General features: G+C 65.7%; 23 protein-coding genes. 14 read left to right on the top strand and 9 right to left on the bottom strand.

Features of this window, described 5'->3' with window-relative positions:
* The first annotated feature begins 3 nt into the window (after nucleotides 1-3).
* The gene (locus RIE32_13530; GenBank protein ID MEQ9097271.1) at nucleotides 4-1,032 is read left to right on the top strand and encodes an aspartate-semialdehyde dehydrogenase; all 1,029 of its coding nucleotides are present in this window, start codon (nucleotides 4-6) and stop codon (nucleotides 1,030-1,032) included.
* A 56-nt stretch (nucleotides 1,033-1,088) separates the two neighbouring features.
* Here the strand turns inward: RIE32_13530 and RIE32_13525 are convergent, their stop codons facing one another.
* Complete coding sequence (locus tag RIE32_13525) at nucleotides 1,089-1,367, bottom strand: hypothetical protein (protein MEQ9097270.1); 279 nt, start codon at nucleotides 1,365-1,367, stop codon at nucleotides 1,089-1,091.
* A gap of 301 nt (nucleotides 1,368-1,668) precedes the next feature.
* Here RIE32_13525 and RIE32_13520 point away from each other — a divergent pair, with 301 nt between their 5' ends.
* The 3 genes from RIE32_13520 to RIE32_13510 all read left to right on the top strand — a co-directional run bounded on the left by RIE32_13520 (nucleotide 1,669) and on the right by RIE32_13510 (nucleotide 5,783).
* Nucleotides 1,669-1,863, top strand: coding sequence for a hypothetical protein (locus tag RIE32_13520; protein ID MEQ9097269.1), 195 nt, complete (start codon nucleotides 1,669-1,671; stop codon nucleotides 1,861-1,863).
* A 142-nt stretch (nucleotides 1,864-2,005) separates the two neighbouring features.
* The gene (locus tag RIE32_13515) at nucleotides 2,006-4,717 is read left to right on the top strand and encodes an AAA family ATPase (protein ID MEQ9097268.1); all 2,712 of its coding nucleotides are present in this window, start codon (nucleotides 2,006-2,008) and stop codon (nucleotides 4,715-4,717) included.
* 199 nt (nucleotides 4,718-4,916) lie between these two features.
* Nucleotides 4,917-5,783: an endonuclease/exonuclease/phosphatase family protein gene (locus tag RIE32_13510; GenBank protein MEQ9097267.1), complete on the top strand. Its 867-nt coding sequence runs from the start codon at nucleotides 4,917-4,919 to the stop codon at nucleotides 5,781-5,783.
* On the opposite strand, the gene nrtS is transcribed toward RIE32_13510, so the two are convergent.
* Complete coding sequence (nrtS, locus tag RIE32_13505) at nucleotides 5,771-6,076, bottom strand: nitrate/nitrite transporter NrtS (GenBank protein ID MEQ9097266.1); 306 nt, start codon at nucleotides 6,074-6,076, stop codon at nucleotides 5,771-5,773. The two genes, RIE32_13510 and nrtS, sit on opposite strands and share 13 nt — an antisense overlap.
* 126 nt (nucleotides 6,077-6,202) lie before the next feature.
* Between nrtS and RIE32_13500 the strand changes: the two genes are divergently transcribed.
* Nucleotides 6,203-8,278: a GC-type dockerin domain-anchored protein gene (locus RIE32_13500; protein ID MEQ9097265.1), complete on the top strand. Its 2,076-nt coding sequence runs from the start codon at nucleotides 6,203-6,205 to the stop codon at nucleotides 8,276-8,278.
* A gap of 5 nt (nucleotides 8,279-8,283) precedes the next feature.
* Here the strand turns inward: RIE32_13500 and nbaC are convergent, their stop codons facing one another.
* Complete coding sequence (gene nbaC / locus RIE32_13495) at nucleotides 8,284-8,868, bottom strand: 3-hydroxyanthranilate 3,4-dioxygenase (protein ID MEQ9097264.1); 585 nt, start codon at nucleotides 8,866-8,868, stop codon at nucleotides 8,284-8,286.
* Nucleotides 8,869-8,936: 68 nt separating this feature from the next.
* On the opposite strand from nbaC, the gene RIE32_13490 reads away from it, so the two are divergent.
* Together RIE32_13490 and RIE32_13485 are read left to right on the top strand one after the other, a co-directional pair.
* Nucleotides 8,937-9,479, top strand: a complete 543-nt coding sequence (locus tag RIE32_13490; protein MEQ9097263.1) for a DinB family protein — start codon at nucleotides 8,937-8,939, stop codon at nucleotides 9,477-9,479.
* A gap of 114 nt (nucleotides 9,480-9,593) precedes the next feature.
* Complete coding sequence (locus RIE32_13485; protein MEQ9097262.1) at nucleotides 9,594-10,856, top strand: hypothetical protein; 1,263 nt, start codon at nucleotides 9,594-9,596, stop codon at nucleotides 10,854-10,856.
* A gap of 64 nt (nucleotides 10,857-10,920) precedes the next feature.
* Here RIE32_13485 and atpD read toward each other — a convergent pair whose 3' ends face one another.
* On the bottom strand, nucleotides 10,921-12,360 hold the full coding sequence (atpD, locus tag RIE32_13480) for a F0F1 ATP synthase subunit beta (GenBank protein ID MEQ9097261.1): 1,440 nt from the start codon (nucleotides 12,358-12,360) through the stop codon (nucleotides 10,921-10,923).
* Nucleotides 12,361-12,538: 178 nt separating this feature from the next.
* Complete coding sequence (locus tag RIE32_13475; protein ID MEQ9097260.1) at nucleotides 12,539-12,973, bottom strand: HIT family protein; 435 nt, start codon at nucleotides 12,971-12,973, stop codon at nucleotides 12,539-12,541.
* Nucleotides 12,974-13,051: 78 nt separating this feature from the next.
* Here RIE32_13475 and RIE32_13470 point away from each other — a divergent pair, with 78 nt between their 5' ends.
* Together RIE32_13470 and RIE32_13465 are read left to right on the top strand one after the other, a co-directional pair.
* Complete coding sequence (locus tag RIE32_13470; protein ID MEQ9097259.1) at nucleotides 13,052-13,522, top strand: hypothetical protein; 471 nt, start codon at nucleotides 13,052-13,054, stop codon at nucleotides 13,520-13,522.
* A 242-nt stretch (nucleotides 13,523-13,764) separates the two neighbouring features.
* Nucleotides 13,765-14,574, top strand: coding sequence for a CPBP family intramembrane glutamic endopeptidase (locus tag RIE32_13465; GenBank protein MEQ9097258.1), 810 nt, complete (start codon nucleotides 13,765-13,767; stop codon nucleotides 14,572-14,574).
* Here RIE32_13465 and raiA read toward each other — a convergent pair.
* Nucleotides 14,571-14,876 carry a ribosome-associated translation inhibitor RaiA gene (gene raiA, locus RIE32_13460; GenBank protein ID MEQ9097257.1) on the bottom strand — a complete coding sequence of 102 codons (306 nt, stop codon included), beginning with the start codon at nucleotides 14,874-14,876 and terminating at the stop codon, nucleotides 14,571-14,573. The genes RIE32_13465 and raiA overlap by 4 nt on opposite strands.
* A gap of 12 nt (nucleotides 14,877-14,888) precedes the next feature.
* On the bottom strand, nucleotides 14,889-15,347 hold the full coding sequence (locus tag RIE32_13455) for a hypothetical protein (protein ID MEQ9097256.1): 459 nt from the start codon (nucleotides 15,345-15,347) through the stop codon (nucleotides 14,889-14,891).
* Between the two features lie 93 nt (nucleotides 15,348-15,440).
* On the opposite strand from RIE32_13455, the gene RIE32_13450 reads away from it, so the two are divergent.
* On the top strand, nucleotides 15,441-17,075 hold the full coding sequence (locus tag RIE32_13450; GenBank protein MEQ9097255.1) for an MmgE/PrpD family protein: 1,635 nt from the start codon (nucleotides 15,441-15,443) through the stop codon (nucleotides 17,073-17,075).
* Between the two features lie 38 nt (nucleotides 17,076-17,113).
* Here the strand turns inward: RIE32_13450 and RIE32_13445 are convergent, their stop codons facing one another.
* Nucleotides 17,114-18,619 (bottom strand): GC-type dockerin domain-anchored protein, encoded by a 1,506-nt coding sequence (locus tag RIE32_13445; protein ID MEQ9097254.1) that lies wholly within the window; start codon nucleotides 18,617-18,619, stop codon nucleotides 17,114-17,116.
* Nucleotides 18,620-18,747: 128 nt separating this feature from the next.
* Here RIE32_13445 and RIE32_13440 point away from each other — a divergent pair, with 128 nt between their 5' ends.
* Complete coding sequence (locus RIE32_13440) at nucleotides 18,748-19,812, top strand: M20/M25/M40 family metallo-hydrolase (protein ID MEQ9097253.1); 1,065 nt, start codon at nucleotides 18,748-18,750, stop codon at nucleotides 19,810-19,812.
* Between the two features lie 757 nt (nucleotides 19,813-20,569).
* Nucleotides 20,570-21,397 (top strand): hypothetical protein, encoded by an 828-nt coding sequence (locus RIE32_13435; protein ID MEQ9097252.1) that lies wholly within the window; start codon nucleotides 20,570-20,572, stop codon nucleotides 21,395-21,397.
* A gap of 5 nt (nucleotides 21,398-21,402) precedes the next feature.
* Here the strand turns inward: RIE32_13435 and RIE32_13430 are convergent, their stop codons facing one another.
* Nucleotides 21,403-22,041, bottom strand: coding sequence for a hypothetical protein (locus RIE32_13430; protein ID MEQ9097251.1), 639 nt, complete (start codon nucleotides 22,039-22,041; stop codon nucleotides 21,403-21,405).
* Between the two features lie 122 nt (nucleotides 22,042-22,163).
* Between RIE32_13430 and RIE32_13425 the strand changes: the two genes are divergently transcribed.
* Together RIE32_13425 and RIE32_13420 are read left to right on the top strand one after the other, a co-directional pair.
* Nucleotides 22,164-25,457: a DUF115 domain-containing protein gene (locus RIE32_13425; protein MEQ9097250.1), complete on the top strand. Its 3,294-nt coding sequence runs from the start codon at nucleotides 22,164-22,166 to the stop codon at nucleotides 25,455-25,457.
* Nucleotides 25,454-26,206, top strand: coding sequence for an NTP transferase domain-containing protein (locus tag RIE32_13420; GenBank protein ID MEQ9097249.1), 753 nt, complete (start codon nucleotides 25,454-25,456; stop codon nucleotides 26,204-26,206). Before RIE32_13425 ends, RIE32_13420 begins: the two co-directional genes overlap by 4 nt.
* Nucleotides 26,207-26,221 lie beyond the last annotated feature (15 nt).

Raw genomic sequence — 26,221 nt, 5'->3', positions numbered from 1 at the left:
GCCGTGACGCGCGCTGAATCACCGCTGGCCGGCACGACCATCGCGGTCGTCGGCGCGTACGGGCTCGTGGGCCGCGAAGCGCTCTCGATCCTCGCCGGCGCGGGCGTGCCCATTGATCGGATCCGCGCGTTCGGCTCGCAGCGATCGGCCGGGACGCCGGTTGCCTATGGCCCGGGCGAGGTGGTCATCGCCCGCCTGGAACCGGGCGCCCTGCAGGACTGCGGCATCGCCATCTTCTGCACGGACGCGGACACCGCCCGGGCGTTCATTCCCCAAGCAACGGCCGCGGGCGTGCGGGTCGTGGACAACTCGTCGGCGTACCGGTTGGATCCGTCCACGCCGCTGGTGGTGCCCGAGGTCAATGGCGGCCTGCTCGACGATGGCCCCCTGCTGGTGGCCAACCCGAACTGCTCGACGATCCTCCTGCTGCTGGCGGTCGAGCCGGTTCGTCGCGCCTTTGGCGTCCAGGCGGTGCTTGCCTCGACCTACCAGGCCGTCTCGGGTGCCGGGCGCGCGGCGGTCGAAGAACTCTTCGAGCAGTCACGGCGCCTCCTGGACGGAGACGAGCCGCGCCCGGACGTCTTCCCGGTCTCGTGCGCATTCAACGTGTTTCCGCACGAATCCCCCGTCGATCCGGCGTCGGGCCTGAACGTCGAGGAAGCCAAGATCATCGCCGAGAGCCGCAAGATCCTCGGCGCGCCCGATCTGGACGTCGTACCCACGTGCGTTCGCGTGCCGGTCGAGCGGTGCCATAGCCAGTCGGTGACGCTCGAACTGGAGCGGCCGGCGACGATGGGGGCGTTGGCGGAGATCTTCGGTTCGTTCCCCGGCGTGGCCTTCAACGGCGATCCCGAAGCCCTGATCACACCGCGGGCGATCGCCGGGAGCGATCTGGTGTCCATCTCGCGGCCGAGGCTGTCTCGCAACGGGCGTCGACTCGGCCTGTGGACCTGCGGAGACCAGCTCCGCAAGGGGGCGGCCCTGAACGCCATCCAGATCGCCGAACGGCTCGTCGCTCAGCACGTGGGCTAGCGACGAAAAAGCCCGACCTTCTGGTCGGGCTGGCGTGTTCTGAATGAACTGAGGTGCTAGTAGGGCTTGGGCTCGCGGCTCAGGCGGCTGGGACGGTCGACGTACCAGACCTTTCGCCAGTCGGAGCGAAGCATGCGGGTGTTCTCGCTGTTCATGATGGCGTACTCGTTGTCGGCATCGACCCAGCGCTGGTCGAGCGTCTCGAGTTCGGGGGCCACGTTCCAGCGGAGGTAGGTGTGGCGGCCCGACGAGCCACACCCGGCCAAGAGCGAAACGCCGGTCGCGGCGAGAAGACCCGAGATCAGGACACGGCGGGTGGTTTGGCTGCGGGTCATGCGTGGCTTCCTTCTCTGTGTGGCGTCGCGGCCTGGGCGCCGCGGGACATGCTCGATAGGACCTACCGGCCCGGCGGCCCGGGGTTGCGGATCCGCTCGGCCGCTGTTGTACGACCGTGCCGCGGCCCGGTCAAGCGCCGCGGACTCCGGTTCGCAGGGTCCAGATCGGCGGTTCTGCCCGCCTGCCCGCGATATTTCGGGTTTCGGACCCGGGACGATCGGCGTTTGGAAGGTACCGGCGGTCATGTGGCTTCAGTTGATCGATGAAAGAGCCGATGACAGGCCCATGAACGTTCCGAGCATGAGCAACGTCAGCATCGCCAACGCCGTGAGCATGGCCGTGGCGGGCAAGCAACTGGATGCCGCCCGGGCCGAGGGCCGGGCCATGAATTCCCTGATCGAAGCGGCCGCCAGCGTTGGCCGGGCCGGCCGGGGCGAGGTTTCGGGGACGCCGCTGCCGGGAGAAGGCGGCGGCCGGCTGGACGTCTCCGGCTGAGATGCTGCCAGAGCGGCAGCCGGGGTCGCCGGACTGCCGTGCCTGACGAATCCTGACCCCGCTGGGAGGCCCGCCAGCGGGGTTTGTCGTTTCGGCGCGCCCTTTGTATGAGGTTCTTCCGATTCTTTCGGAGGGACCCGACATGACGCCCGACAAGCTCACCACCGCCAGCCAACAGATCCTCGCCTCAGCCCAAGCCTCGGCGCTTGGGGCCGGGCATCCGGAAGTTGGCTCGCTGCACGTGCTGGCCAGCATGCTGGAAGATCAGAATGGATCGGCTCGAACCGTGCTCGAGAAGACAGGGGTTCGCGGTGACCGCGCCCTCCAGGTCGTGCAGGCCGAGCTCAAGAGCCTGCCCACCACGTCGTCGGCCGCGGGACAGACCGGCCGGGAGATCATGAGCCTGTTGCAGAAGGCCGACCAGCACGCCAAGGGGATGGGCGACTCCTACATCGCGACCGAGCACCTGTTGCTGGCCTGCGCCGAGGAAGGCGGAGCCAAGCGTGTGCTCGACGCGGTGGGCGCCAAGTTCCGGGCGATCGAGGAAGCCATCAAGCAGGTTCGCAAGTCCAGCGGCGTCCAGAACGTGACCGATCAGAACGCCGAGTCGACGTACGAGGCGCTCAAGAAGTACGCCGTCGACCTGACCGAGAAGGCCCAGCAGGGCAAGCTCGACCCGGTCATCGGCCGCGACGAAGAGATCCGCCGCACCATGCAGGTGCTCAGCCGGCGGACGAAGAACAACCCCGTGCTCATCGGCGAGCCGGGCGTGGGCAAGACGGCCATTGCCGAGGGGCTGGCGCTGCGGATCGTGAACGGCGACTGCCCCGAGGGCATGCGCAATAAGCGAATCATGGCCCTGGACGTCGGGCAGTTGCTCGCGGGCGCCAAGTACCGTGGCGAGTTCGAGGAGAGGCTCAAGGCGGTTCTCCGCGAAGTGACCGCGAGCGAGGGCGAGGTCATCCTCTTCATCGACGAGTTGCACACCATCATTGGCGCCGGCGCGGCCGAGGGCGCGGTGAGCGCGGGCAACCTGCTCAAGCCCGCCCTGGCGCGCGGCGAGCTGCGGTGCATCGGCGCCACCACGCTGGACGAGTACCGCAAGCACGTCGAGAAGGACCCCGCCTTCGAGCGCCGCTTCCAGCCCATCTTCGTGGGCGAGCCGAGCGTCGAGGAGACCGTCGCCATCCTCCGTGGCCTGAAAGAACGCTACGAGGCCCACCACGGCGTGCGTATCCAGGACGGCGCGATCCTGGCCGCCGCTCAGCTGAGCCAGCGGTACATCGCCGACCGCTTCCTGCCCGACAAGGCCATCGACCTGATCGACGAGGCGGCCAGCCGCCTGCGCATCGAGAACGACAGCATGCCCACCGAGCTCGACGAGCTGCGGCGGCGCATCATGCAGCTGGAGATCGAGCGGGAGGCGCTCAAGCTCGAGGAGAGCAGCGACGGCAGCGCGAAGGAACTGAGCCGCATCGAGAAGGAACTCGCCGAGCTCCAGGAGAAGAACCGGGCGCTCACCAGCGAGTGGGAGGCCGAGAAGGCCGAGCTCGACCAGGTCAAGAGCATCAAGGAGACCATCGATGCCAAGCGCGTGGAGCTGGAGCAGGCCCAGCGGCGGGGGGATCTGGAGACCGCCGCTCGCATCCAGTACGGCGAGATGCGCGAGCTGGAAAGCGAACTTGCCAAGGCCGACAGCGCGCTGCGTGAGAAGGCCAAGCAGGGAGACCTGCTGGTGAAGGAAGAAGTCGACGCCGAGCAGGTGGCCGAGGTGGTGGGGCGGTGGACCGGCATCCCTGTGTCACGCCTGGTCGAGAGCGAGCGCGACAAGCTGACGAGGATGGAAGAACACCTGCGCGAGCGGGTGGTGGGCCAGGACGATGCGCTCCGGCTCGTGGCCGACGCCGTGCGCCGCAGTCGCGCAGGACTGGGCGATCCCGATCGGCCCATTGGCAGCTTCCTGTTCCTCGGACCCACGGGCGTGGGCAAGACCGAGACGTGCAAGGCGCTGGCGCAGTTCCTGTTCGACACCGAGGACGCGCTCGTGCGCATCGACATGAGCGAGTACATGGAAAAGCACGCCGTCAGTCGCCTCATCGGCGCGCCCCCCGGCTACGTCGGGTACGACGAAGGCGGCGCCCTCACCGAGGCCGTTCGGCGCCGGCCGTACTGCGTGATCCTGCTCGACGAGGTCGAGAAGGCGCACCAGGACGTCTTCAACGTGCTGCTCCAGTTGCTCGACGACGGCCGCCTGACCGACGGCCAGGGCCGCACGGTCGACTTCCGCAACACGATCGTCGTCATGACGAGCAATCTGGGCAGCCAGAAGATCCAGCAGATGACCGAGCAGGGCGCCGAGGACTGGGAGATCGAGGCCGCCGTGCGTGATCTGATCCGCCACGGCCCGGGCGTCGACGTCGCGGGCAAGGGCCTGACGCCCGACATGGAGAGCGGCAAGCTGAACGCCCGCCTCGACGTCGATATGCGGGGGGCCTTCTTCCGGCCCGAATTGCTCAACCGGATCGACGAGATCGCCGTGTTCCACCAGCTCAAGAAGGACCAGCTCGGCACCATCGCCGAGATCCAACTCGGCCGTTTGCGGCAGCGACTGGCCGACCGCGACATGGCCATCGAGCTCACCGACGCGGCCAAGGCCCAACTCGCCAGCGAGGGCTGGGACCCGGCCTACGGCGCCCGCCCCCTGAAGCGGGCGATCCAGCAGCGGATCGAGAACCCGCTGGCCAGCCGCATCCTGGCCGGCGAGTTTGGGGCGGGGGATTCGATCCTGGTGGACGTGCAGGGGACGACGTTTACGTTCACCAAGACTGGGGCGCCCGAGCCGGCAGCCGGGTGAGCGAACCGCTGGCGTGCCATGGCGTAGCGTGGCTATGCCAGTCGGCGGTACGAACACCACCAGTCGCACGCACGCCCGGAGCACGCTGGCTCGCGGGTTTTCGTTTGTGGCGTGGGCCGCGGCCCTCGGCCTCCTCCTGGCTCTGGCGGGTTCGAGGCTAGCGGGCGACAACGTCCCGAGCCTTGCTTTCGTGGCACTCATGGTGCAGACGTTCGCCTTCCACGCGGGCCTGGCGGTAACTCTTCTCATGCTCGTCGCCATTGCCCTGCGGCGCTGGAGGCTCGGCGCGGCGCTGCTGCTGTGCGTCCTGGTCACCATGGGCCCCATCGGGCTGCGCGCCCTGCGTTCGACGCCGCCACCGGTCGACGACGAGTCGATCTTGACCGTCCTCAGCTGCAACATCCGCTACGGCACGGCACGCCCCGAGCTGCTACTCGCCTGGATCGAAGAGGTGGATCCGGACATCATCCTGTTGCAGGAGTATGACGAGCCGTTCCCGACCGTCGTGCGCGAGTCGCTCCAGGTGAGCTACCCGTACGCGTGGCAAGAGCCGGGCGGTGCTCACGGACAGGCAATCATAAGCCGTTTGCCGTTCGACCAACTCGAGACCGACGTCTTCGCGCGTCGCTGGAAGATGACCGCGCCACGGGCCACGATCGAACACCAGGGCAGACTCGTCGACGTCGCCAACGTCCACGTGTATCCGCCGATGAGGTATGAGTTGGTGCGGGCTCAGTTGCGCCAACTGGACGTGCTGGCCGATGATGCCGACCACCGTCTCGGGGCACACGTCGACGGGTATCTCCTCGTAGGCGACTTCAATGCGCCCTGGCGCTCGAACCACCTGCGACGCTTTGCAAAGCGGAACATGCGCGAGGCACACGACCGGATCGGTGGCGGTCGCGGAGCGACTTGGGGTCCGACCCGGGGGCTCTTATCACTCGCCCCGGGCATCCGTATCGATCACGCGATCTACGGTGGGACGCTCGAGCCGGTGTGGTCGGCGGTGGGGCCTGACGTCGGCAGCGATCATCGGCCGATTGCGGTAGGGTTTCAGTGGCGTTGAGCGTGCTGTTGTCGCGCTACGGTGCGCAGGGCGCCCACGCTCGAGAGCGTCGAGACGACGTAGGGCACCAGCACCGTCAGACCCATCTTCAGGAACCGCCCGGGCGCCACATCGCCGCGAACGATCGCGTCGCCGTGGTTGATCGTAATGAGCACCGCGCCGACGATGACGGCGTACATCAGTCCGCGGCGGATGACCGTAGGGCGAATCGCCAGCGCGAGCCAGCCCGTGCTACCCGCCGGGACCGGGCATAGCGCTGGATCGGAAGGCGTCAAGACCGATGGCCTGGGCATGGCGGATGGTATCGTCACGAAATGTGCTTGATCGGCGATCGGGAATCGGTTAATCTGGCCGCTATGCATCGACCAAGCAAGCGTGAACTCTGTACGGCACAGCAGTCCCCCAGAGCCAGCAGGCTCATGGCTGTCGCAGCGTCTCTCGCGGCCGGAACCGCCGCGATCGCCCAGACAGAGTACGAGTGGGCGATGCCCCTTGATGGCCGCTTCGACGTTGAGAGCAATTGGCTTCCCACCGGTGTGCCGGGCCCCGACGACCGCGCCACGCTGGGCGGGGATGGACCCTACGTCGTCACGATCGCAGGGGTGCCCATGGGCTCGCCGTTGCCCTTTCCGCAGGTGGACGTGCTGGATCTCAGCAATCCGCAAGCGGTCGCGCTACTGGCGAAGAACCGCCGGTTCCGACTCGGCGAGCTTTGTGGCGCGGGAGAGTTCTGGCTTCAGCCGCCCGACCGTGGGGAAGATACCACGCTGTTTGTTGACGGCGGGGGTGTCGTAGCAGGAACGCTGCGGCTCAGGCGTGATTCCGGCGCATCGCAGCGAAGTCGCATCGCGAATGATGATCCGAGTATTCCGGTGCGAATTACTTCGAGTGGGCGCGTAACGGGCGGTGGATGGCTTGACGGATGGTTTGAAAACCACGGCGTCATCGAGGCGAATGGGGATGACCCAAGACTCCTACTGAGCGGGCGAATCGTCCAATCCACGGACGGGGTGATACGTGGAGTCGACTCCGATGCTACGGTCGCGATATCCACGCTATCACCGACGTCCATCGAAGGGGGTCGGTTGGAACTATCCGAAGGGGGGATCTTTTCGCCTAACGGGTCTTATCTCACAGGAATTGCCATCGGCACTGCAGTCGGGGCCTCTGCCTCATTGGATGCGTTGAACACGACGCTTCTCGACTGCACCCTCGAAGGCCTTTGGGGCATGCGAGAGGGACGCCGATTCACGGTCGAAGGATCACTTACCGGTGATGCCACGATCGTTGTCAACGACAACAAGGGCACTGCCACGACCACCATTCAATTGTTTGGCGACGCGTCCCTTGGCATCCGCGTCGTGCTCAATTCTGCCACAACCGCGGGGCTGGGCCAGTTTCGCGATGGTGTCGCCACCATTCTGCCGCAAGGTGTTGTCACCGGTTGGGGTGGGCTCTACGGCCGCATTCACAATGAGGGCGTAATCGAGGCGCCAGGGCCGGATGGGTTCATCTCTTTCAGTCCGGATGCCGTTATTTCGCAAGCAGATGGTGGCGAGATCCGTTCGACTGGCGGCACGATAAGCCTGACGTCGGCGGAACTTCGTGGCGGGCGATGGGTAGCAGGACATGGGGACCAGGCCGGCACCCTGAAGGGGGGCACCGTTTCCGATGCCACATTCAAGGGACGGTGGAAGATCGTTGCGGGAACCAGCGCAGTCATCGGGGGGCGGATTGGTGCGGACGCGAAAGATCCCGGCGTGTTGATGGTCAACTCCGCCAGCCTCGATCGCTTGACTATTCTCTGGGTCGAACCACGATCAGCCCTGGATGCAATCGTCGAACTCAGCGCGCCAGATTCCGGCGATACCTCCGCCGCCTCGTTGCGGACGCGTGGTGTTGGCGAACCGATCACAATCGGCCCAACCGGAGTCGTGCGCGGCCGTGGTCTCATCCGGTTTGGGGATTTCGTCCTTCAGGGAACGTTCTCGCCCAATGGGGAAGGCGGCCCGAGTCGTCCGGGCGTGATCGAGGTCGCCGACGCGACGCTCGCGTGCCACCCCGATTCCAGGCTCATCGTTGACGTCGCCGGTGCTGGTGCGGCGTTGCACGACCGCGTGGCTGGCAACGCCATGCTCGAACTCGACGGTACATTGGAGGTTCGCTTCGCGGATGGCTATGAACCCGAGCCGAGCGATCGATACGAGTTCCTGCTCGCGACATCGCTGACTGGACGGTTCTCCAGCATCCAGGTGGAGCAAGCCGCCGCGGTCCAAGCGGTGGGGCCGGCCCATGTTGTCTATGCCGAAGACACTGCGACACTGGTCTTGTGTGCAGCCGATCGCACGGGCGATGGCGTGCTGGATGTGTTCGATTTCCTTGCCTTCCAGGCCGAGTTCGCCGATGGTGAATCTTCAGCGGATCTGGACGGCGACGGACGTCTCACGATCTTCGATTTCCTGGCGTTTCAGGATCGATTCGTGCGAGGGTGCTGAGATTCTCATCCCCCGCCCAACGGATCCATCTCGAACTCGGGCGCCCGTGTGATCACCGTGCCGCAGTTCTGGCACGTCCGGCCCTCTTCGGGCCCATCCCAGAAGTTATCCATCACCTTGTGCAGGTCGCGGTCGATGTGCTTGAGCAGGAACGTCGCCTCGTGCACCAGCGTGTCGCACTTGGGGCAATACCAGCGCAGGCCGTCCTTGTGGGGGTTGCCGTTCTCATCGAATCCACGGGGGAACTCGACGATCAGGCCCAAGGTGTCCGCCGGCCGCTGGGGGCGGTGGGGGACCCAGCGGGGCAGCAGGAACAGTTCGCCCTCGCGCACGATGACGTTGTGCGGCTCGGAACCATCGAGCGGTCGCACGCGCACGGCAATGTCGCCCTTGAGCTGATAGAACAGCTCCTCGGTCGCGTTAACGTGGTAATCGTTCCGGGTGTTGGGGCCCTTTGACACGAAGATGATCGCGTCTTCGCTCTCGCTGAAGAACTGCTTATTCATCACCGGTGGCGTAAACGCCTCGGGATGCTCGTCGATCCACTTAAGCAGGTTGATCGTCGGGAAGGTGGTGCCGGTGGTCGTCATGGCCGGGCCTCCTGTGGCTCGTGCATGCTACGCCGCCGAGCTACCCTCGGGCGAAGAGGGGGTGCGTCTTGCCCGATCCGGCCTCGCGATTCCAGCCCGCGGTGTGCGTTGAACGGTTGCGGTCGTTCCCGGATCTCCTGGCGGCCATCGTCGCCGACGTACCAGAATCCGAGTGGCGATGGAAGCCGGCCCCCGAACACTGGGCTGTTGCCGAGATCCTGGGCCACCTCGCCCGCGAGGAACGAGAGGACTTCCGCCCCCGCCTGGAAAGTACGCTGCGAGACCCGGCAGAGCCTTGGCCGGCAATCGACCCGGAGGGAGACGTCAAGCGGTTCAACGACCTTGCCGGCGATCCGCAGGCGTTTCGGGACGAATTCAGGAGGCTGCGGCGAGAAAACCTTGCCTGGCTCGACTCGCTGGGGCCGCTGGAGGCGATCGACTGGCAGCGTGCGCACCAACACCCCAGGGGCTTTGCAATCCGTGCCGGTGACCTCCTCGCGAGTTGGGCCGATCACGACACGCTGCACGCCCGCCAACTCATCAAGCGGCGGCACCAACTCATCGAGCGGGCGGCGGGGGAGTTTGGGTGCAAGTATGCGGGGGAGTGGTAGATGGGTCTAGGTGAAGGCGGCGCCAGGCGGGTCTTGCTTGGGCTCGCATTGGCGGTGGTCGTGTTGGCTGCGTTTTGCGTTGGGATGTGGCGATGGCGGACGTCGATGGCTCCCGTGTCAAGGACCGCGCAGGCTCCGGCGTTACATGAGTACATCCTGCGGGCGCAGCTCGAACAATGGCCGGACGCCAGGGATCAATGGGACGAGTTCGCGATGGAACTGGCAAACGTCGCCCAGGCGCGCGAGGCGCTTGGCGAACAGGCAGAGGTGCTCCGCGGATTCGACATCGGCAATGCCGATGCAGCGGAGCTGGACCTTTTGGCGGCGGCCGTGAGCGATGCAGAGGCCGCGGGGTTGTTTGATACCGCTGCTCGCCTCGTCGAGGTCCGGGTCGCCGTTCGGCCGTTCGATGAGCTTGCGCCCGAGGATCTACTGATCGGGGCCTTATGGGACGGGCCGCGCGAGGCGATTTTCCTGCAGCGGGCTCTCTCGGTCCGGGCGTACGTAGCGGCCAAGTCTGATCCACCCGGCCCGATCGAGCGGATGGCGGCTCTCGACGAATCGCTGACGCTGGCGGAGGTCCTTTCCTGGCAGGGCGGCACGCTGGAGTACGTCTATGCCTGGCGAATCGCAACCAGCGCGCTGGCGTTGGAACGTTCGCTTCTGCGGCTCGCACCCGTGCGCGACGATGTATGGCTGCGCACCCTCGATGAGCGGATCAGGCGATTCGAGCATGACTTCGCGCCGGCGACGCACGCGATCGGGGGTGATCGCATTGTCACGCTTGACTCGCTGGAGCGCATGCACACGGTGGGGGGCCATCTGGACGATCGACGAGCCGCCGAATGGGATGGCGTCATGGCGTCGATGGGATTCGATCAGGACGAGTATCGCGGGCCGCTTGAAGACTCTCTGGCGTGGCTGGATCGGTTCGTTCAGGCAGCGAACGCGTCGGCCCGTGCCAGTGGCGCTGCGATCGTGGAAGCCGACGCCGCGCTGGACGCGCTGCACACGGCGTTCGTGGACCTTGGCGATGGCCCGGGCGAACGCTGGCCGGCGCTCATGATCACGCTGAGCGAGTACGCGCAGCCGATCGCATGGGGACGACGAACTCGGATCGAATCGGCGGGCACGCGGGTGGCGATCGCGATTGAGCGATATCGTTTGGTGCACGACCAGTTGCCCGGATCGCTCGACGACCTGGGCGACCTGTTGCCCGATGGCCTGCACGTCGATCCGGTGACCGAGCAGCCCTGGCACTATGCGCGTCAGGGCGAAACGTACGCGCTTGCCAGCCGGGCATTGACCGGTTGGCAGGGTGACGCGGAGGCGGGCGACCCGCTGGGGGGCCTGTCCATTGTCGACCAGGCGCCTTGAAAGGAAGACAACAAAAAGAGCGGCCCGGGGCCGCTCGAAGCTGTTGCGCGATCGCGGGTGTCGCTTAAGCCTTCGCCGCCATCTTCTCGGCCTTGGCGCGAGCGTCGTCGAGCGTACCGACGTACATGAAGGCGCTCTCGGGCAGGTCGTCGCCCTCGCCGTTCACCAGGCGTTCGAAGCTGTCGATGGTGTCCTCCAGGCTGGTGTAGATGCCCGGGAAGCCGGTGAAGACCTCGGCCACGTAGAACGGCTGGCTGAGGAATCGCTCGATCTTGCGGGCGCGACCCACGATCAGCTTGTCCTCTTCGCTCAGCTCATCGACGCCGAGGATGGCGATGATGTCCTGAAGGTCCTTGTAGCGCTGCAGGATGCGCTGCACGCTCTGGCTCACGGTGTAGTGACGCTCGCCCAGTACGCTGGGGTCGAGGATGGTCGACGTCGAGGCCAGCGGATCGACGGCGGGGAAGATGCCCTTTTCGGCGATCGAACGCTCGAGCACCACAAACGCGTCAAGGTGGGCGAACGCGGTGGCGGGGGCGGGGTCGGTCAGGTCGTCGGCCGGCACGTAGATGGCCTGCACCGAGGTGATGGCGCCCTTGGCCGTCGAGGTGATGCGCTCCTGGAGTTCGCCCATCTCGGTCGAGAGCGTCGGCTGGTAACCCACGGCCGAAGGCATGCGGCCAAGCAGCGCGGACACTTCCGAACCCGCCTGGGTAAAGCGGAAGATGTTGTCCACGAACATCATCGTTTCCTTACCCGATGCATCGCGGAACTCTTCGGCCATGGTCAGGCCGCTCAACGCCACGCGGAGGCGGGCGCCGGGGGGCTCGTTCATCTGGCCGAACACCATGGCCACCTTGTCGATGACGTGGGCGGTATTGCCGTTCTCATCGGTGTATTCGGCCTCCTGCATTTCACGCCAGAGGTCGTTGCCCTCGCGGGTGCGCTCGCCCACCCCGCAGAAGACGGAATAACCACCGAACTCGCGGGCCACGCGGGCGATCATCTCCTGGATGATGACGGTCTTGCCCACGCCGGCACCGCCGAACAGGCCGATCTTGCCGCCACGGACGAACGGGCAGAGCAGGTCGACGACCTTGATGCCCGTGGGCAGGATCTCGGTGTTGGGGTTCAGGGCCGTGAACTCGGGGCTGTGGCGGTGGATCGGCCGACGCTCGGTCGTATTGGCCGGCCCACGGTTATCGATGGGTTCGCCCAGCAGGTTGAACACGCGGCCAAGCACGCCCTCGCCTACCGGCACGCTCACGGGCGAGCCCGTGTCGGTGCACGGCATGGAACGGCGCAGGCCGTCGGTCGAGCCGAGGGCCACGCAGCGGACGCGGCCGCCGCCAAGGTGCTGCTGCACCTCGCCGACCAGGGTCAACTTGCCTGCGGGCGTGTCGGCCTCGACGGTGATGGCGTTATAGATCTCCGGCAGGTCGCTCTCGGCGAACTGCGCATCGAAGGTGGAGCCGATGACCTGCGTGATGGTGCCTTGCGCCATGTGGTGTGATTCCTCGGAGGCGAGAATATGAACAAAGCCTGTACGGCCCGCGGGCGGACCGTTTCGTGAGGCGAAGGGTAGGCCCAGAATCCCCCGTGGGCACCTCGCGGGGGCGGCCTATCCGATGGGTCTGGTGGGCAGTTTCCGGCCGGCGCCCCACGGCACATCGGCCCGGGGGTCAACCCATGGCGGCGGCGATCTCCGACGCGAGTTGCGGCCCATCCTGGAGCTCGCCTGCTGGCCAGCCAATCCCCAGTCCGCCTCCCGGCTCGCCCTCGGCCTTCTCCGGATAGCGGGGGATCACGTGCACGTGCAGGTGCATCACCGCCTGGTGCGCCTGTGCCCCGTTATTCTGGAGAAGGTTGTACGCCGTGGCACCGGTTGCCTTGAGGACCGCTCGACAGATCCGCGGCAGCACCCGGCCGATCGCGGCAGCCGATTCGTCGCTCAGTTGGTCCATCTGGGCCGCGCGTTCTTTGGGGATCACCAGTGTGTGCCCCCGGCTCAGCGGCGCGACATCCAGGAACGCCAGGACGTGGTCGTCCTCGTACACCTTGTGGCACGGGATCTCGCCGGCGATGATCTTGTCGAAGATGGTGGTTTCCTGGGCCATGCATCAAGATAGGGCGAGCGCGTTGCGCGAGCATCCAGACACGGGCGGCTGGTTCGTATCATGGCTCCGGAGGCAGCGATGAACCTCAAGACAATCGACCGGCGGATCGCACGATTCATGCGTCGCTATGGCCATGGGGCCCTCCGATTCGCCTTGGCCGTCATCTTCATCTGGTTCGGCGTCCTCAAGCCGCTGGGCATCTCACCGGCCGAGCAGTTGGTGCTCCAGACGGTGGACTGGATGCCCCTGCTCTCGTCCGAGACCTGGCTGGCCATCATCGGCTGGTGGGAGGTCCTGATCGGTGTGCTGTTCCTGTTCCGGCCCACGCTCCGTTTTGCCATCGGCCTGCTGGCCCTGCAGATGGTCGGCACGTTCATGCCGCTGGTGATCCTGCCCGAGGTCACATTCCAGCCCGGCCGCGTGCCGTATGGCTTGACGCTCGAGGGTCAGTACATCGTCAAGAACATCCTGATCATCGCCTCGGCCCTGGTCATCGGCGGAGCCGTGGATCGCGAGGGGACGGAGCCCGAGACCTTGAGAACAGCGTGACCCCACCCAGCACCCCGGGTCACCTGCCGCTCCAGCCCAACCCTTGCCGTCTCTCGGCCTCGGCGAGTTCACCCCCGGCGGCCTCACTTTGAATTCAACATAACTGGTATTATCGGCGTTTTGGCGACAGCAGGGGGGTGCTGGGGTCTTCTGAAACTTCTGGGTCACGGGGGGGCCACGGCCAAGGGATTCCAAGGTCGGCCCGGCGTGGCCAAGGGCCCGGGGGCATCATTGTGCTCCAGATGACCTCAGCTAGCACCAGCATCCCCAATCCGATCGATCCCCCCGGCAGGCCGCGGCTCGCGATGCGGGCGTGGCTATGGATCGAGATGGCGTTCCTCTTCGCTTTCCTGCCCGCCTTGGCAGCCGCGGTCATGGATCCAGAGAACCGCTTCGACGGACTCTTCAACGCCGTGGGGCTGAACGTGCTGGCCGACCCGCCGGTGCCACCGGGCTCGCTGCTGTTCCCCACGCTCATCGCCTCGGCCATGCTCCTGGGCATCTGGCTGGCCATCGACCCCAGCTACCCCGCCCGCCAGCTCTGGAACTGGCCGGCCTTCCGCAAGGATGCCAAGCGCATCTTTGGCCTGTTTGCCATCAACGCCGTGGCCATGCTCGCGGCGGCTTACGTGCTTTCGAAGCTTACGGGGCTCATGACGCTGAGCCGCGGGGGGGAAGAGGTCGACGCGTTCCTGCGATTGCCACGCGAGGCCCCCATCATCCTGCTCTTCATCGCCATCGGCTACCCGTGGCTGAGCGCGTATCCGCAGGAGATCACCCACCGGGCGTTCTTCTTCCACCGCTACCGGCGCATCGTGCCCGACGTCCGCGTGCTCTTCGTCCTCAACGTGCTGGCCTTCACCTGGCTGCACGCGCCGTTCTGGCACTGGATGGCCTTCGCGACGACCCTCCCTGGCGGCATCCTCTTCGCGTGGACGTACCTGCGCACGAAATCGACGCTGGCCGCCGGCATGGAGCACGCCATCTACGGCTGGTGGCTGTTCTTCGTGGGGCTGGGTTGGTTCGTGTTTACGGGGAGCGTGGGCAGCTAGTCGCGCTCGAGCCGCTTGGTCAGCGCGCTGCGCAGCTTCTGGGCCGCGTCGTTGATGGCCGGATAGAAGTCGTCCGCGTGCGCCTCGACCGTGATCGGGTCGCGCCCGCGCGGCCGGGCCTCGATGGTGCACCGCTTGTCGGCCGGCCCATGCTTCTTCGAGCTGTTCTCGTCGGCGATATGGACCTCGAAGCCGGTGAGGTGCTTGTACAAGTGCCCCACCTGCGACTCGAGCTGCTGGGCCACGTGGGACTCCAGGGCGTCGGACGCGTCGATGTTGGCGTAGTTGTACTGGATGTGCATGGCGTGGCTCCTTCAGGCGTAATTGTTGAAGCATACTTCCGCGACACTCGGCCGACTGTTCGGATGAAACCACGTTAACAGACTCGGTCGATCGCACCCCAACTCGACCCACTCAGCAAGAGGAAGCCGAGTTCGCATGAGTGACTCGTCGATCAGTGTCGCCGGGCCGTAGTCGATGGCACACGCTTCAATGGGCGCAACGCATGGTTCGACCTTGCCCACTTCGCTGCTCGTCGACCAGATCGTGTACGGAGCTCCATGTAATCGCAACAAGTACAGCGTCGAGCCACGAAGGTCGAACCGTCCTGCCGAGAACGTGTCGCCAAGCTCCGCGCTGGCCCGCACCAGCGTGGTGCCCATCTGTCTCGCGATTCCTCGGAACCAAGCCGCCAAGTCGCTTGGCTCCACATGGTTCCAACGAGTGGGATCACCGCCGAGCGCACGCACCAGTTCTTGGATTCCTTCAGTCATCGCCGCTCCAACGACTCGCCTGCCAGCGAAACCATATCGCCAAATCTCCACCACCCCCCTACCCTCCCCCACCACTCCAGAGGACCCCCAAACATGACCCAAGCGACTACCGCGCCCAGCAGCACCGACACGCACGCCACCCTCCCGGCCGACACCAACCAGGCCCGCGGCATCGCGCGGTACGCCATCGACTTCATGGCGAGCGGCACGCCCGACCAGAGCGTGCTCGACCGCACCAACCTGTTCTACACCGACGCGTGCCTGTGCGGCGTGAGCGCCCTGGCCCTGCGGACCAACGCCCCCACCATTCTGCGCGACGAGGCGCTGCAGTACGCCGTGCCCGCGGGCCACACCGGCAAGCCCCTGGGCAAGGCCACGACCCACGGCGCGACCTGCTTCGGCTCCAGCCAGCGCGTGAAGGCCGAGAAGGCCATCCTCGCCAACGCCAACGCCGTCCGCGAGTGGGACAGCAACGGCACCAACTTCGGCTACAACCCGGCGCTGGGCCACACCGCCGGCGAGTTCGGGCACAACGACTTCTACGCCGTGCCAGTGGCCGCCGCCCAGATGCTCGGCGCGGGCGGCGACGTGGCGCTCAAGGGCATGGTCTGCCTCGACGAGATCCGCGGGCGCCTGGCCGAGGTCTTCAGCCTCAAGACCTACAAGGTCGACCACGTCGTCCACGGCGCCATCGCCAGCGCCGCGGTCTTCGGCGCCATGCTCGGCGCCACCGAGGAGCAGATCGAGCGGGCCATCGGCATGGTCGTCGCCCACTACATCCCCTTCCGCGCCATCCGCGCGGGCAAGCAGCTCAGCGACAGCAAGGGCGCCAGCGCCGCCATCAGCACCGAGGTCGCCATCCTCAGCATGAAGCGCGCCATGGCCGGCTTCCTCGGCCCGCGCGACATCTTCCGCAACCCCGAGGCTATCTTCCGCATCTTCGAGGGCCCCGGCCAGATGTTCAAGGCCGTGAACGCCACCGACGCGAACACCGACAAGGCCGACGCGAGTCCATTCGACCTCGTCCTGGCAAAGTCCGGCAGCGACTTTGCCGTCATGGGCATGCACTTCAAGCTGGGCCTCTACGAGCACCAGAGCGCGGGCGCGCTGCAGGCCGTCATCGATCTCTTCACCAAGAACCCCGGCCTTCTCGAGCAGGCCGACGGCGGCGCGATCAAGAACATCAACATCGTCGCGTACGAGCCCGCATTTGGCATCATCGGCGACCCCGCCAAGCGCAACCCCACCACCCGTCAGTCTGCCGACCACAGCATGGTCTACATCGTCTCGACGCTCATCCGCAAGGCGCTCGAGAGCAAGAAGGTGAATTGGAAGGACCTCATCCTCACGCCCTACGACTACGACCGCGCCTCGATCCACAACACCGTCACCCGCTCGCTCATGGAGAAGATCACCTTCGAGCACGGCGGCAAGGAATACGACGACAAGTACCCCGACGGCATCCCCACCAGCATGGTCATCACCGACACGAGCGGCAACACGCACGACTCCGGCCTGGTCATGTACCCCGCCGGCCACGCGCGAAACACCGAAGCCGACCTGCACGACATCCTCAAGAACAAGTTCCGCGTCATGGGCTCGCTGGCGGGCGACGCCGACGCGATCGTCGGTCGCTTCGAGGACTTCGCCGGCAAGAGCGCCAAGGACGTCGCGACGGTGCACGACTTCGAGATTGCCTACAAGGACGACTTCGACGACGCGGAGTAACGCTCGTCCTTCACCGGGCCAATTCGGTCAGTGCCGGTTCAACACCCAGAATCGAACGCGTTCTGGAAGGCCAGGAAGTCGAAGAGCGTCAACTCGCCGTCACCGTCGAAGTCGGCGGCAGGATCGCCGACCGCAAACAGGTTCTGGAAGGCCAGGAAGTCGAAGATATCGAGCCTGCCGTTGCCGTCCAGGTCGGCGCGGCAGGCGCCCCCCACCACCGTGGCGGTCAGCCGGACGATCGCTTCGGGGCGGTCGGGATCGTTGCTCACGACACGCAACTCCGTGTCGATCGAGCCTTCGACCGTTGGCAGCAGCGTGATCGGCACGAACTCCGTGGGCGCGCCAGCCGGCACGGTGAACAGCTCCAGCGGCGTATCAAACGGTGGCGGAGCGACCACGCTGAACCGCAGGGGCTGCACGCCGTCGGCGCTCCACAGCGCCACGCTGCCCAGGTTACCGACCGGCAGATCCAGCGTGACTTCGTCGCCCACTTGTACCTCGCCAAAGTTCAGCGAGGCCAGCGTACCGATCTTCGCGGGCACCAACACGTCAAGAAACACGGGCAAATGGCCCAGCGAACCGCCCGGAGCCTCGCGCAGCGCCTCGGCGATGATCGGTCCCACCATGTCGTTCGAAAGGCTCAGCGGCGCATCGAACGAGGTGCCGTCGTTGCCCCACGTGCGGTAGCTGTGGTTCGGATCGTCGAAGGTCGTGCGGCTGAACGTCGCGGCGACGTCGCCGAGATACTCCACGCCGTCGCCATCGAAGAGATCATCGTTGATCAGGATGAAGTCGAACCGATCATCCATTTGCGAGACAGGATCCTGGGTGTGCAGGAAGCGAAAGAGCGAGCTGTTGTTCCACGAGCCCGGGCTGGCAATCGGATCAAAGAAGCGGCCATTATTGTCGGCGCGGCTCTCGATCAGGAATTGGTACGCGTCTTCGCTCGACGTCTGGATGTTGAAATCACCCAGCAGCATGATGTGCGTGCCTTCAGAAAGATTCTCCGCATCGGCGCGGATGGCCTGGGCCTCGGCTTCGCGGCGAGCTCGGTCGCTGCCCGACGTGCCCGCCTTCATGTGGGTGCTGTAGAGGCTGATGATCGGCGTGTCGTAACCCGCCAACGCCAGGTCATAGCGCATGGTGTTCCGTGGCGGCAGGGGCGAGGTGCCGCCCATGGATGCAACGACGGCGTCGCGAACGACCACGCGCGACGTGCGATACACCATCGCACTGTCGGTCGTGGGGCCATCGATGAATGGCGCCAGCGCCCAGTCCTGGCCGCCGCGTGGATCGGCATTGAGAATTCCAGCCAGCCGGCTGGCCGCGGCACTGCCGGTCACTTCCTGCAGCACGAGCACGTCGGGCCGAAGCGATCTGCCATCGAACTCGTCGAAGAGGGCGGTCCGCAGCGCGACGTTGCGATCGGCATCGGTGCCACTGAAGTTCGTGAGGTTCCACGTCGCTACGCGAAGCTGTGCTTCGGCGGCGGTGGCCACCGCAAGACAGGCAGTGAAGCACCCCAAGCTGCCGGCTCTGATCATCGAATCCTCCTCTGTGCCGCCATTGTACAATGCAACGGCGTCCGCCACGGCTGCCCACCTGCTGGTGCAGGGAACTTTGCTCGATTTTCATATACTCCAAGGTCCGAAGACAACGCGGAGGTCCCGCCATGTTCTCCAGGCTCAATGAAGTGATGCTCAAGGCACTCATCGTGGTGTTGCTGCTGCCGGGCATTGTTCGGGGTCAGGAGGCGGTCGAGGCGGCCAGCTGGCACCAGGTCGACCAGGCCCTTGTGATGGCACTCCTGGCCGAGCTGCCCACGAATCGGGCGGGCCATCGCACGCCCGAAGACGTCGCGGGACTGCAGCAGACAGAAGAGTTCGTCTTGGGAAAGTTGGAGGCCCTGGGGCTCACGCCCCACACGCAGGAGGTCGAGCGGCCCGATCGCTTTGCGCGGCTGACCCCTGAAGAGGCCCCCACCCCTCGGAACATCTGGGTGGATTTGCATGGCGAAGGTGAGTCCGCCAACGAATGGCTGGTGCTCATGGCCCACATGGATGCCGTCGTTGGCAGCCCCGGGGCCGACGACAACGGGACCGGCGTGGTTGCCCTCCTCGAGGCTGCCCGACTACTCAAGGATCGTCCCCGCCAGCGAAGCGTCCGACTGCTCTTTACGACGCTCGAGGAGATTGGCCTCGTAGGCGCTCGCCACCACGTGACCGAGCACATCGAGCCAGCCGTGGATCGAGGTGAAATGTCGATCTTCGGAGCCGTCTCGCTGGAGATGCTCGGCTACTACAGCGACGAGCCCGGCAGCCAGCGCTCACCCCTCCCGCCGATGGAAGGATTCCAGCAGCCAGATCGCGGCAACTTCCTGGCGATCCTGGGTGTCAAGCGTCATCAGCCATTCACGACGGCCTTGGCAGCGGCCATGGAGCGTGCCGAGCCCGAAGCCGACGTCGTGAGGATCGACATGTTCGTTGTTCCACCCCCCGACCTCATGCGCTCGGACCATGCCGAGTTCCTGATCCGCGGCTGGCCGGGTGCAATGCTGACCGACACCGCGAACTTCCGCAACCCCCACTACCACACCCCGGGAGACACGGCGGACACCCTTGATCCAATGCGATTCGCCCGGGCCGTGTCTCAGGTCATCGGGGCTGCCAATGAACTGCTCGATCCTGCTCCGGCTGAAGCGGAGCTCGACAAAAAGCACGACGCCGAGACACCCTGAGGCATCGCAGCGCCGCGCTCTCTCTCCAACCGGTATTCGCGAGTCAGGCCGACAGCCGTACTCAGTTGTGCGTCTTGATCTCGCTGATCAGTGAATCCATCGCGGCATCGAGTTTTTCGCGAGACTCGTACACTCCGCGGACGATCTCTTCGCGGACGCGGACAACCAACTCGGCACGAATCTCCCCAGCGTCGCGGCCTGCCTGGGCTGCGGGGGAAAGCTCAACCCGGTCTGGCTCACGGCGAGGGGAATGCGCCGCACGGCCCGGCTGATCGGCAGATGCCGGGGCCTGACGCTTGGACGGCCGAGGCTCAATGTCCCGGGCGTGGCCCCCCGAGTGGATATGGCCAATGTCTGACATGGGGCGTGATCTCCGAACAGAATCTCTCGAACGCATCAAAGGAACAACCCCTCTCTCTTACCGGCGGCGGCAAGGGCATAACGTCAGGAACCCAGTGGCCCCCTTCGATCGAACACATCCGTGCCTTGCATGTGGACGGCAGTTCCCTTGCCGTCCGACCACCGCTCTCTCTTGTCCCAAATTCCATGCTTGGGACAGCAGGAATATCGTCCGACTCGGCACGACCGCTACAAAGATCACCCCGAAGGCCAAGAATGGCTCAAGTCGCCCTCAGAGGCCGCCAGAGCGGATTTCATGACTCGCCAGTATCGTCAAAGGGCCTTGCATGGCGTCCGAGCGGGATAAATTAATTTGACTTCAGCCCAGACGATGAACGGAAACAGTTAGGGTATGCGAATGAGTTATCAGGACAACCGAGTAGCTCGTGCGGCGCTCATCCTCGTTTGCACGGCGATGACGACGATTTCGAGCTGCGCTTCGGCTCCTGCACCCGAGCCCGGCATCGACCCAGAGGAAGGCCGATCGCTATTTGGAGGAGGTTCGACTCGCGAGTCCGGCGATTGGACCATCGTCCTGGCCGCCTTTCGCGGGCAAGAGGCAGCCCAGGCTGCCCAGTTTGCTCTTGGCCGCGTGACGGGCGAGGGCGGGCTCTCCGGTGCCAGGCTCGAGGAGCGGGGCGAAGCGATCATCCTGACGTACGGTCGATTCAGCGGGCCGGACGATCCGCGCGCGGCGGCCGAACTCAGCATGATCCGCCAGGTCGAGATCCAGGGCGTCCAGCCATTCGAACAGGCCCTGCTGACGCCGCCCCAGCCGGTTCCCGGGTCGAATCCGCAGTACGACCTGCTGAATGTTCACAGGGCATACGGCTCGCAGTATGCCTACACACTCCAGATCGGCAGCTATGGCCGAAGCGATGGCCGGTCTCCGAGCGAAGCCGAACGCGAAGACGCCCGCCGGGCAGCGGAGCGAGCCGTGGCGACGCTACGAAGCGAGGGAGAGCAGGCCTTCTACTTCCACGGACCAAATTACAGCAGCGTGACCGTGGGCCTGTTCCGCGCCGAGGACGTTGATCCGCAGACGGGAATGCGAAGCGCGGCCTTCTATGACCTGCAGGCGAAGTTCCCCTATAACCTGCTCAACGGGGCCCAACGCACGGTCAAACTCGAGGGTTCGACTGCACAGGCACAGCGCAGCGTCCTGGTGCGAATCCCCACGCGATAACCGGGCTACCGCGCCGATCCGACGAACTGGATCCATCGAGGCTCGATCTCGAAGCACCGCCATTGACCATCGGGCGTCCTCTCCCAGTGCAAGCGCCACCATGAATAGTGCGTGCGGCCGAAAGACTCGACGTCGACCCCGACCCGGACGAGCGTTCGCCCCACGTTGGGACCATCAAGCGTCGCCTGCCTGTCATGGATCTCCCAGTCCGTGATGCGGTATCGGCCCTGCAAGCGATACTCGGCCTGATCCATGATCTCGGCGAGGCCCTCGATGGATCCAAGAGCTCGCTCGATGTCGCCAGACGCTCGCAGGCTGGCATCCTCGGTCAGCAATCGATTGAGCGATGCCATATCGACCGTGGCCGTCGCAGCGATCAACGCCGCGGTGCGTTCCAGCAGGCGTTCTCGCTCGGTAGTCACCATCGACGCGGCGGCGTACACCCCGGCGGCGACGGCCGCGAGCACGACGGCAATCAACAAGCCCCGGCGCCGTTGCCCCCGGCTCGCGAACGCAATCGCAGCAACGATGGCCAGGATCGCCAGGACCACGACCGGGATCAAGGGCTGCTCGAACAGGAAACGCTCGAGAAGCGGAGCCGAAGGAAGCGGATCGATGGCAGGCGCCTGGAGCATGTCGTTCATCGCGGTCCTGGCCTCCTCCGGGATCCTTGCGGCGCCAATAGCAACCAACGCCGACGGTTCCAGCATATTCCGCTGAAGAGCCGATGCATGTCGGTACGCCCGTCCGGTCCGGAGTGATGCTGATGTCCCCTGCCCCAGACCCAAATCTGCTGGATCGAAACCTCCGTGCGCTCGCCAGGTCATCGCCCCCAGCGGCACACGCCGTCGCTGCCGCAACCGCCAGGCAGGACGCCGAATTCCTGCCCACGCCCGACGACGTACCCACGTGCCGGATCCGGGTAGACGGCAAGGAGAGACTGCTGGCCTCTTCCCGGCATCCGATGCGAGAAGCGGATCGGCTCGCCGAGCAAGCCGATCCGCTCCAGGCGGCTCTGTTTGCCGTTCCGGGCTTCGGGTTGGGCTATCACGTCGATGCCATTTCGCATCGCGTCGGGCAGGCCGGTCTGGTCCTGTGCTTCGAGCCCGACGTCGAACTGCTTCGCGCCGTGCTCGAGCGCGTCGACCACACCGCGTGCTTCGAAACCGGTCGCGTCCTGCTCCTGCACCAGGCCGAGAGCAGCGATGCGATCTCGGCCAGCATCCGAAGCCTCGAAGGCGTGCTGGCCCTGGGCGTGCGCTTCCTCAACCATCCCCCAAGTGCCGGGCGCCTGGGCGAAGAAGGGGAGCGATTCACCAAGCGGCTCGTGGACGTCATCTCGGCGGCCAAGACATCGGTCGTGACCAAGCTGGTGCAGACCGAGAAGACGCTCGTCAACACGCTGGCAAACGCGTGGAGCTATGCCTCGAACCCCGGCATCAACGACCTCGCCGGTGTCCTCCGCGGCGCGCCCGCCATCGTCGTGAGCGCTGGTCCGAGCCTGGCCGAGAACATGGAGGAACTCGCACGCCCGGGCATCCGTGAGCGCGCCTGCATCATCGCTGCACAGACGGTTCTCAAGCCCCTGCTGGCACGGGGCATCAAGCCCCACTTCGTGACCGCCCTGGATCACCACGACATCAGCCGCAGGTTCTACGAGGGACTGTCCGCGAGCGACGTCGAAGGCGTCACCCTGGTCGCCGAGCCCAAGTCCAACCCGGCTATTCTCCGCGCCTGGCCCGGCGCGGTGCGGATGCCGGCCGATGAGGTGCTCGATCGTTTGCTTGGCGATTCATCCCACGCGACGATCCAGGCCGGTGCCACCGTGGCCCATCTCTCGTATTATCTGGCGCGATACCTGGGCTGCGATCCGGTGATCCTGGTCGGCCAGGATCTTGCCTACACCGACGGCCTCTACTACGGGGCCGGTGCGGCCATCCACAACGTCTGGGCTGGTGAACTGGGTGAGTTTCGCACGCTCGAAATGATGGAAGCCGAGCGGCTCGGACGCGGTCGGCGGATGCTGCGACAGACAGTCGATCGCGACGGCATGCCGATCGCAACCGACGAGCAGCTCCAGAACTACTTGATGCAGTTCGAACGGGCATTCGCCGAAGACGAAGGCAAGGGGCGAACCGTCATCGATGCGGGGCGTGGCGCGGCAAAAGCCCACACGGTGCCCATGTCGCTGGCGCAGGCCCTGGATGAGCATGGCGCCGAGATCCGCCTGCCCCCGCACGGGGGGGCGAGCCCCATCAACACGACGGTCGAGAACGCACTGGGTTCGGCTGCCGAGCAATGCGACTCGCTGGCGAGTATTTCGCGCCGTGCCCGAACGATGGTCCAAGAGCTGGACGCCTTCGGTGAAGCTGATGCGATGAACGACGCCGTTCGGAAGATCCACGAATTGCGTGACGAGGCGCAATCGCTTCAACCTGCATTCTGGCTGACGCACCTGCTGAACCAGACCGGAGGGCTGCGACGCGCCAAGCGTGATCGGGCAATCGCAATTCAGTATGACGGGGCCGACGAGCGGCAACTCCAGTCCCAGCGCATTGCACGAGATGCGGAGAATCTCGAGTGGCTCGCCGATGCGGCCGAGCGGATGGCATCGCTCCTGCGGGAAACCGACCGTGAGCACGAACTGCCTGCGGTCGCATCACCAGCACGCAACATCGAGGGCACATTGCCCGCGATCGTGTGGTTTGATCCGCAACACGGCGGCCTCAACCTGCGTGCCACACAACAACGGGATCTGCTGGCGCCTCGGGCTTCTGGCATGGGCCTTGGCGAGATCACCCTCCAGGCGCTCGCACGGTGCAACCGCGTGTCCGAAGTCGTGCTGATCACAACGGATCTTCCGGCCGCAAATACCCTGGCAGCTCGCGCTCCGGCCGGTCTCCGGGTCACCGTTCGACCCGCCAGCCTCGGCACCGAGCAACGCCGGCAAGCCATCGCGGCAGCCCGGGCGTTCTGTGCCTCGAGCTTCCGTGGCGGCCTGGCATCTCTCACGCCACACGACGAGGCGTTCGATCCCCATGCAACCTTGGCAGTCGTCAATGAACTGGGGGCGTGCGGGGCGCTGATCCTCGGCGCCGACTGGTCGCTCCTCGATGCGGGTCTTACGGATCGAGTGGCAGAGCGTCTGCTTGCCGATCCCCAGGCACGGCACGTCTCGTTCGCACAAGCGCCAGCCGGGCTGGCTGCGTGTGCGTTGGCTCAACCCGCGATCGCGGAGATCGCGGAGAACCCGATGGCCGGTGCGGTCGCCACGATCGGCGGCCTGATCTCCTACACACCCCACGCGCCGAGGCCCGATCCGATCGCTGGCGATATCTGCGTACAGGTCGACCCCGCGATTCGAGACCTCGGACGTCGCCTCATCCTCGACAGCAGCGACCGCATCGCCGTACTCATGCCAGCAATCGAACAGGCCGCAGAAGGCCAGCTCTCGCTCCAGTCGATTGCGCAACTCGCGGACACCGCGCCGCAGCGCCCGACGCACCTCCGCGTCTTGTTGAATGAAGCGCCAGATGATGACCTTCGGCAACGCGTCGTCGCCTTCGCAAGGGGAGCACCTGACGCTGCGATCACCTTGGATTGCGAGCAGTTCGGATTCGGTGCGTTCGCTCACGAGTTGTCAGATCAACTGGCCGGCGTCGGAGCCGCCTGCGTCCACGTTCGCACCGGGCTCACCCTCGGTTCGGAAGAAGTCGAGCGACTGCGAGCCAGCGAGGTCGACATCATCAGCGTCGATGTTGGCGATCCACACTTCCCGCCTCCGGTCGAGGATTTACTTCCCGAGCTGTCGTCGGGGCTGACGACCCCCTGGATCGTGCCACGGCTGCACCGCAACCACGCGATGCTGCCCACGCTGCTCCAGCAATACGACGAAGCGATCCTGAAATATGGCGCAGCGGTCATAGTTCCAGACCCCATGCATGACGCCGGTGGACGACTGGCGCCGCTGCCCATGCCAGAGTTGGCCAAGCGTCGGCTGGCTCGCGAGGACAGGCAGACAGAGTCAGCGGCGATCGCTCACGCGGAGGGTGGCGTATGAGCGGGCGAGGTCGCCCACCCGCCATCGCCGTCATCCTCGCCCGCAAGGGAAGCAAGGGCCTTCCGGGCAAGAACCGCGCGCTCGTTGGCGGCAAACCCTGCGTGACGTGGACCTGCGACCTCGCGCGGAGAACGCCCGGCCTCTGGCGGATCGGCGTCTCCACCGACGACCAGGAGATCGCTCGTCTCGCGATGGAAGCCGGGTTGGAGTTCTGGCCTCGCCCCGCCGAACTCGCCAGCGATGCCGCAACGATCGATGCCGCCGTGCGTTCCGCGCTGGTTCGTGCCGACGAAACCGAAGCCGTCCCAGACAATGCCGCCGTTGCCATCCTGTATGCGAACGTACCGGTGCGACCGCCAGACCTTCTCGAGCGTGCGATTGCCCGGTTTATCGAGAGCGAATGCGACAGTGTCCAGAGCTATGCCCTAGTCGGAAAGCACCACCCAACCTGGACCGCCCGCGTGGATCAGGCAGGGCTGGTTACGCCCTGGCAAGGCAAGCAGCTGTTCGGCGGGGTCTTCCGGCGGCAGGACCTGGAGCCGGCCTACGTGCCCGATGGTGGCGTGATCGTGGTCCGTCGGTCGGTGCTCGATGCCGCCGCAAACCATCCCGAGCATCCACATGCGTTCCTGGGCGTGGATCACAGGGCCGTGACCACAAGGCCGGGCGAAGTCATTGACATCGATTCGGCCATCGATCAGGCCGTCGCCGATCAGGTCCTCCAACAACGCCCGGCCGAGCGTTCCTGATCGTCGCTCGTCGCT

Source organism: Phycisphaerales bacterium (assembly GCA_040221175.1).
In the GTDB taxonomy this organism is placed as follows: Bacteria; Planctomycetota; Phycisphaerae; order Phycisphaerales; family UBA1924; genus JAHCJI01.
The sequence above is the reverse complement of the archived record's forward strand: the minus strand, read 5'-3'. Positions and strand labels throughout refer to the sequence as shown.

Bases quoted from the DNA above. Each gene is read 5' to 3' on its own strand.
- RIE32_13525 (MEQ9097270.1), bottom strand. From the start codon at position 1,367: ATGACCCGCAGCCAAACCACCCGCCGTGTCCTGATCTCGGGTCTTCTC.
- RIE32_13520 (MEQ9097269.1), top strand. From the start codon at position 1,669: ATGAGCAACGTCAGCATCGCCAACGCCGTGAGCATGGCCGTGGCGGGC.
- RIE32_13515 (MEQ9097268.1), top strand. From the start codon at position 2,006: ATGACGCCCGACAAGCTCACCACCGCCAGCCAACAGATCCTCGCCTCA.
- RIE32_13510 (MEQ9097267.1), top strand. From the start codon at position 4,917: ATGGTGCAGACGTTCGCCTTCCACGCGGGCCTGGCGGTAACTCTTCTC.
- nrtS (MEQ9097266.1), bottom strand. From the start codon at position 6,076: ATGCCCAGGCCATCGGTCTTGACGCCTTCCGATCCAGCGCTATGCCCG.
- RIE32_13500 (MEQ9097265.1), top strand. From the start codon at position 6,203: ATGGCTGTCGCAGCGTCTCTCGCGGCCGGAACCGCCGCGATCGCCCAG.
- nbaC (MEQ9097264.1), bottom strand. From the start codon at position 8,868: ATGACGACCACCGGCACCACCTTCCCGACGATCAACCTGCTTAAGTGG.
- atpD (MEQ9097261.1), bottom strand. From the start codon at position 12,360: ATGGCGCAAGGCACCATCACGCAGGTCATCGGCTCCACCTTCGATGCG.
- RIE32_13475 (MEQ9097260.1), bottom strand. From the start codon at position 12,973: ATGGCCCAGGAAACCACCATCTTCGACAAGATCATCGCCGGCGAGATC.
- RIE32_13470 (MEQ9097259.1), top strand. From the start codon at position 13,052: ATGAACCTCAAGACAATCGACCGGCGGATCGCACGATTCATGCGTCGC.
- RIE32_13465 (MEQ9097258.1), top strand. From the start codon at position 13,765: ATGACCTCAGCTAGCACCAGCATCCCCAATCCGATCGATCCCCCCGGC.
- raiA (MEQ9097257.1), bottom strand. From the start codon at position 14,876: ATGCACATCCAGTACAACTACGCCAACATCGACGCGTCCGACGCCCTG.
- RIE32_13455 (MEQ9097256.1), bottom strand. From the start codon at position 15,347: ATGACTGAAGGAATCCAAGAACTGGTGCGTGCGCTCGGCGGTGATCCC.
- RIE32_13450 (MEQ9097255.1), top strand. From the start codon at position 15,441: ATGACCCAAGCGACTACCGCGCCCAGCAGCACCGACACGCACGCCACC.
- RIE32_13445 (MEQ9097254.1), bottom strand. From the start codon at position 18,619: ATGATCAGAGCCGGCAGCTTGGGGTGCTTCACTGCCTGTCTTGCGGTG.
- RIE32_13440 (MEQ9097253.1), top strand. From the start codon at position 18,748: ATGTTCTCCAGGCTCAATGAAGTGATGCTCAAGGCACTCATCGTGGTG.
- RIE32_13435 (MEQ9097252.1), top strand. From the start codon at position 20,570: ATGAGTTATCAGGACAACCGAGTAGCTCGTGCGGCGCTCATCCTCGTT.
- RIE32_13430 (MEQ9097251.1), bottom strand. From the start codon at position 22,041: ATGAACGACATGCTCCAGGCGCCTGCCATCGATCCGCTTCCTTCGGCT.
- RIE32_13425 (MEQ9097250.1), top strand. From the start codon at position 22,164: ATGTCCCCTGCCCCAGACCCAAATCTGCTGGATCGAAACCTCCGTGCG.
- RIE32_13420 (MEQ9097249.1), top strand. From the start codon at position 25,454: ATGAGCGGGCGAGGTCGCCCACCCGCCATCGCCGTCATCCTCGCCCGC.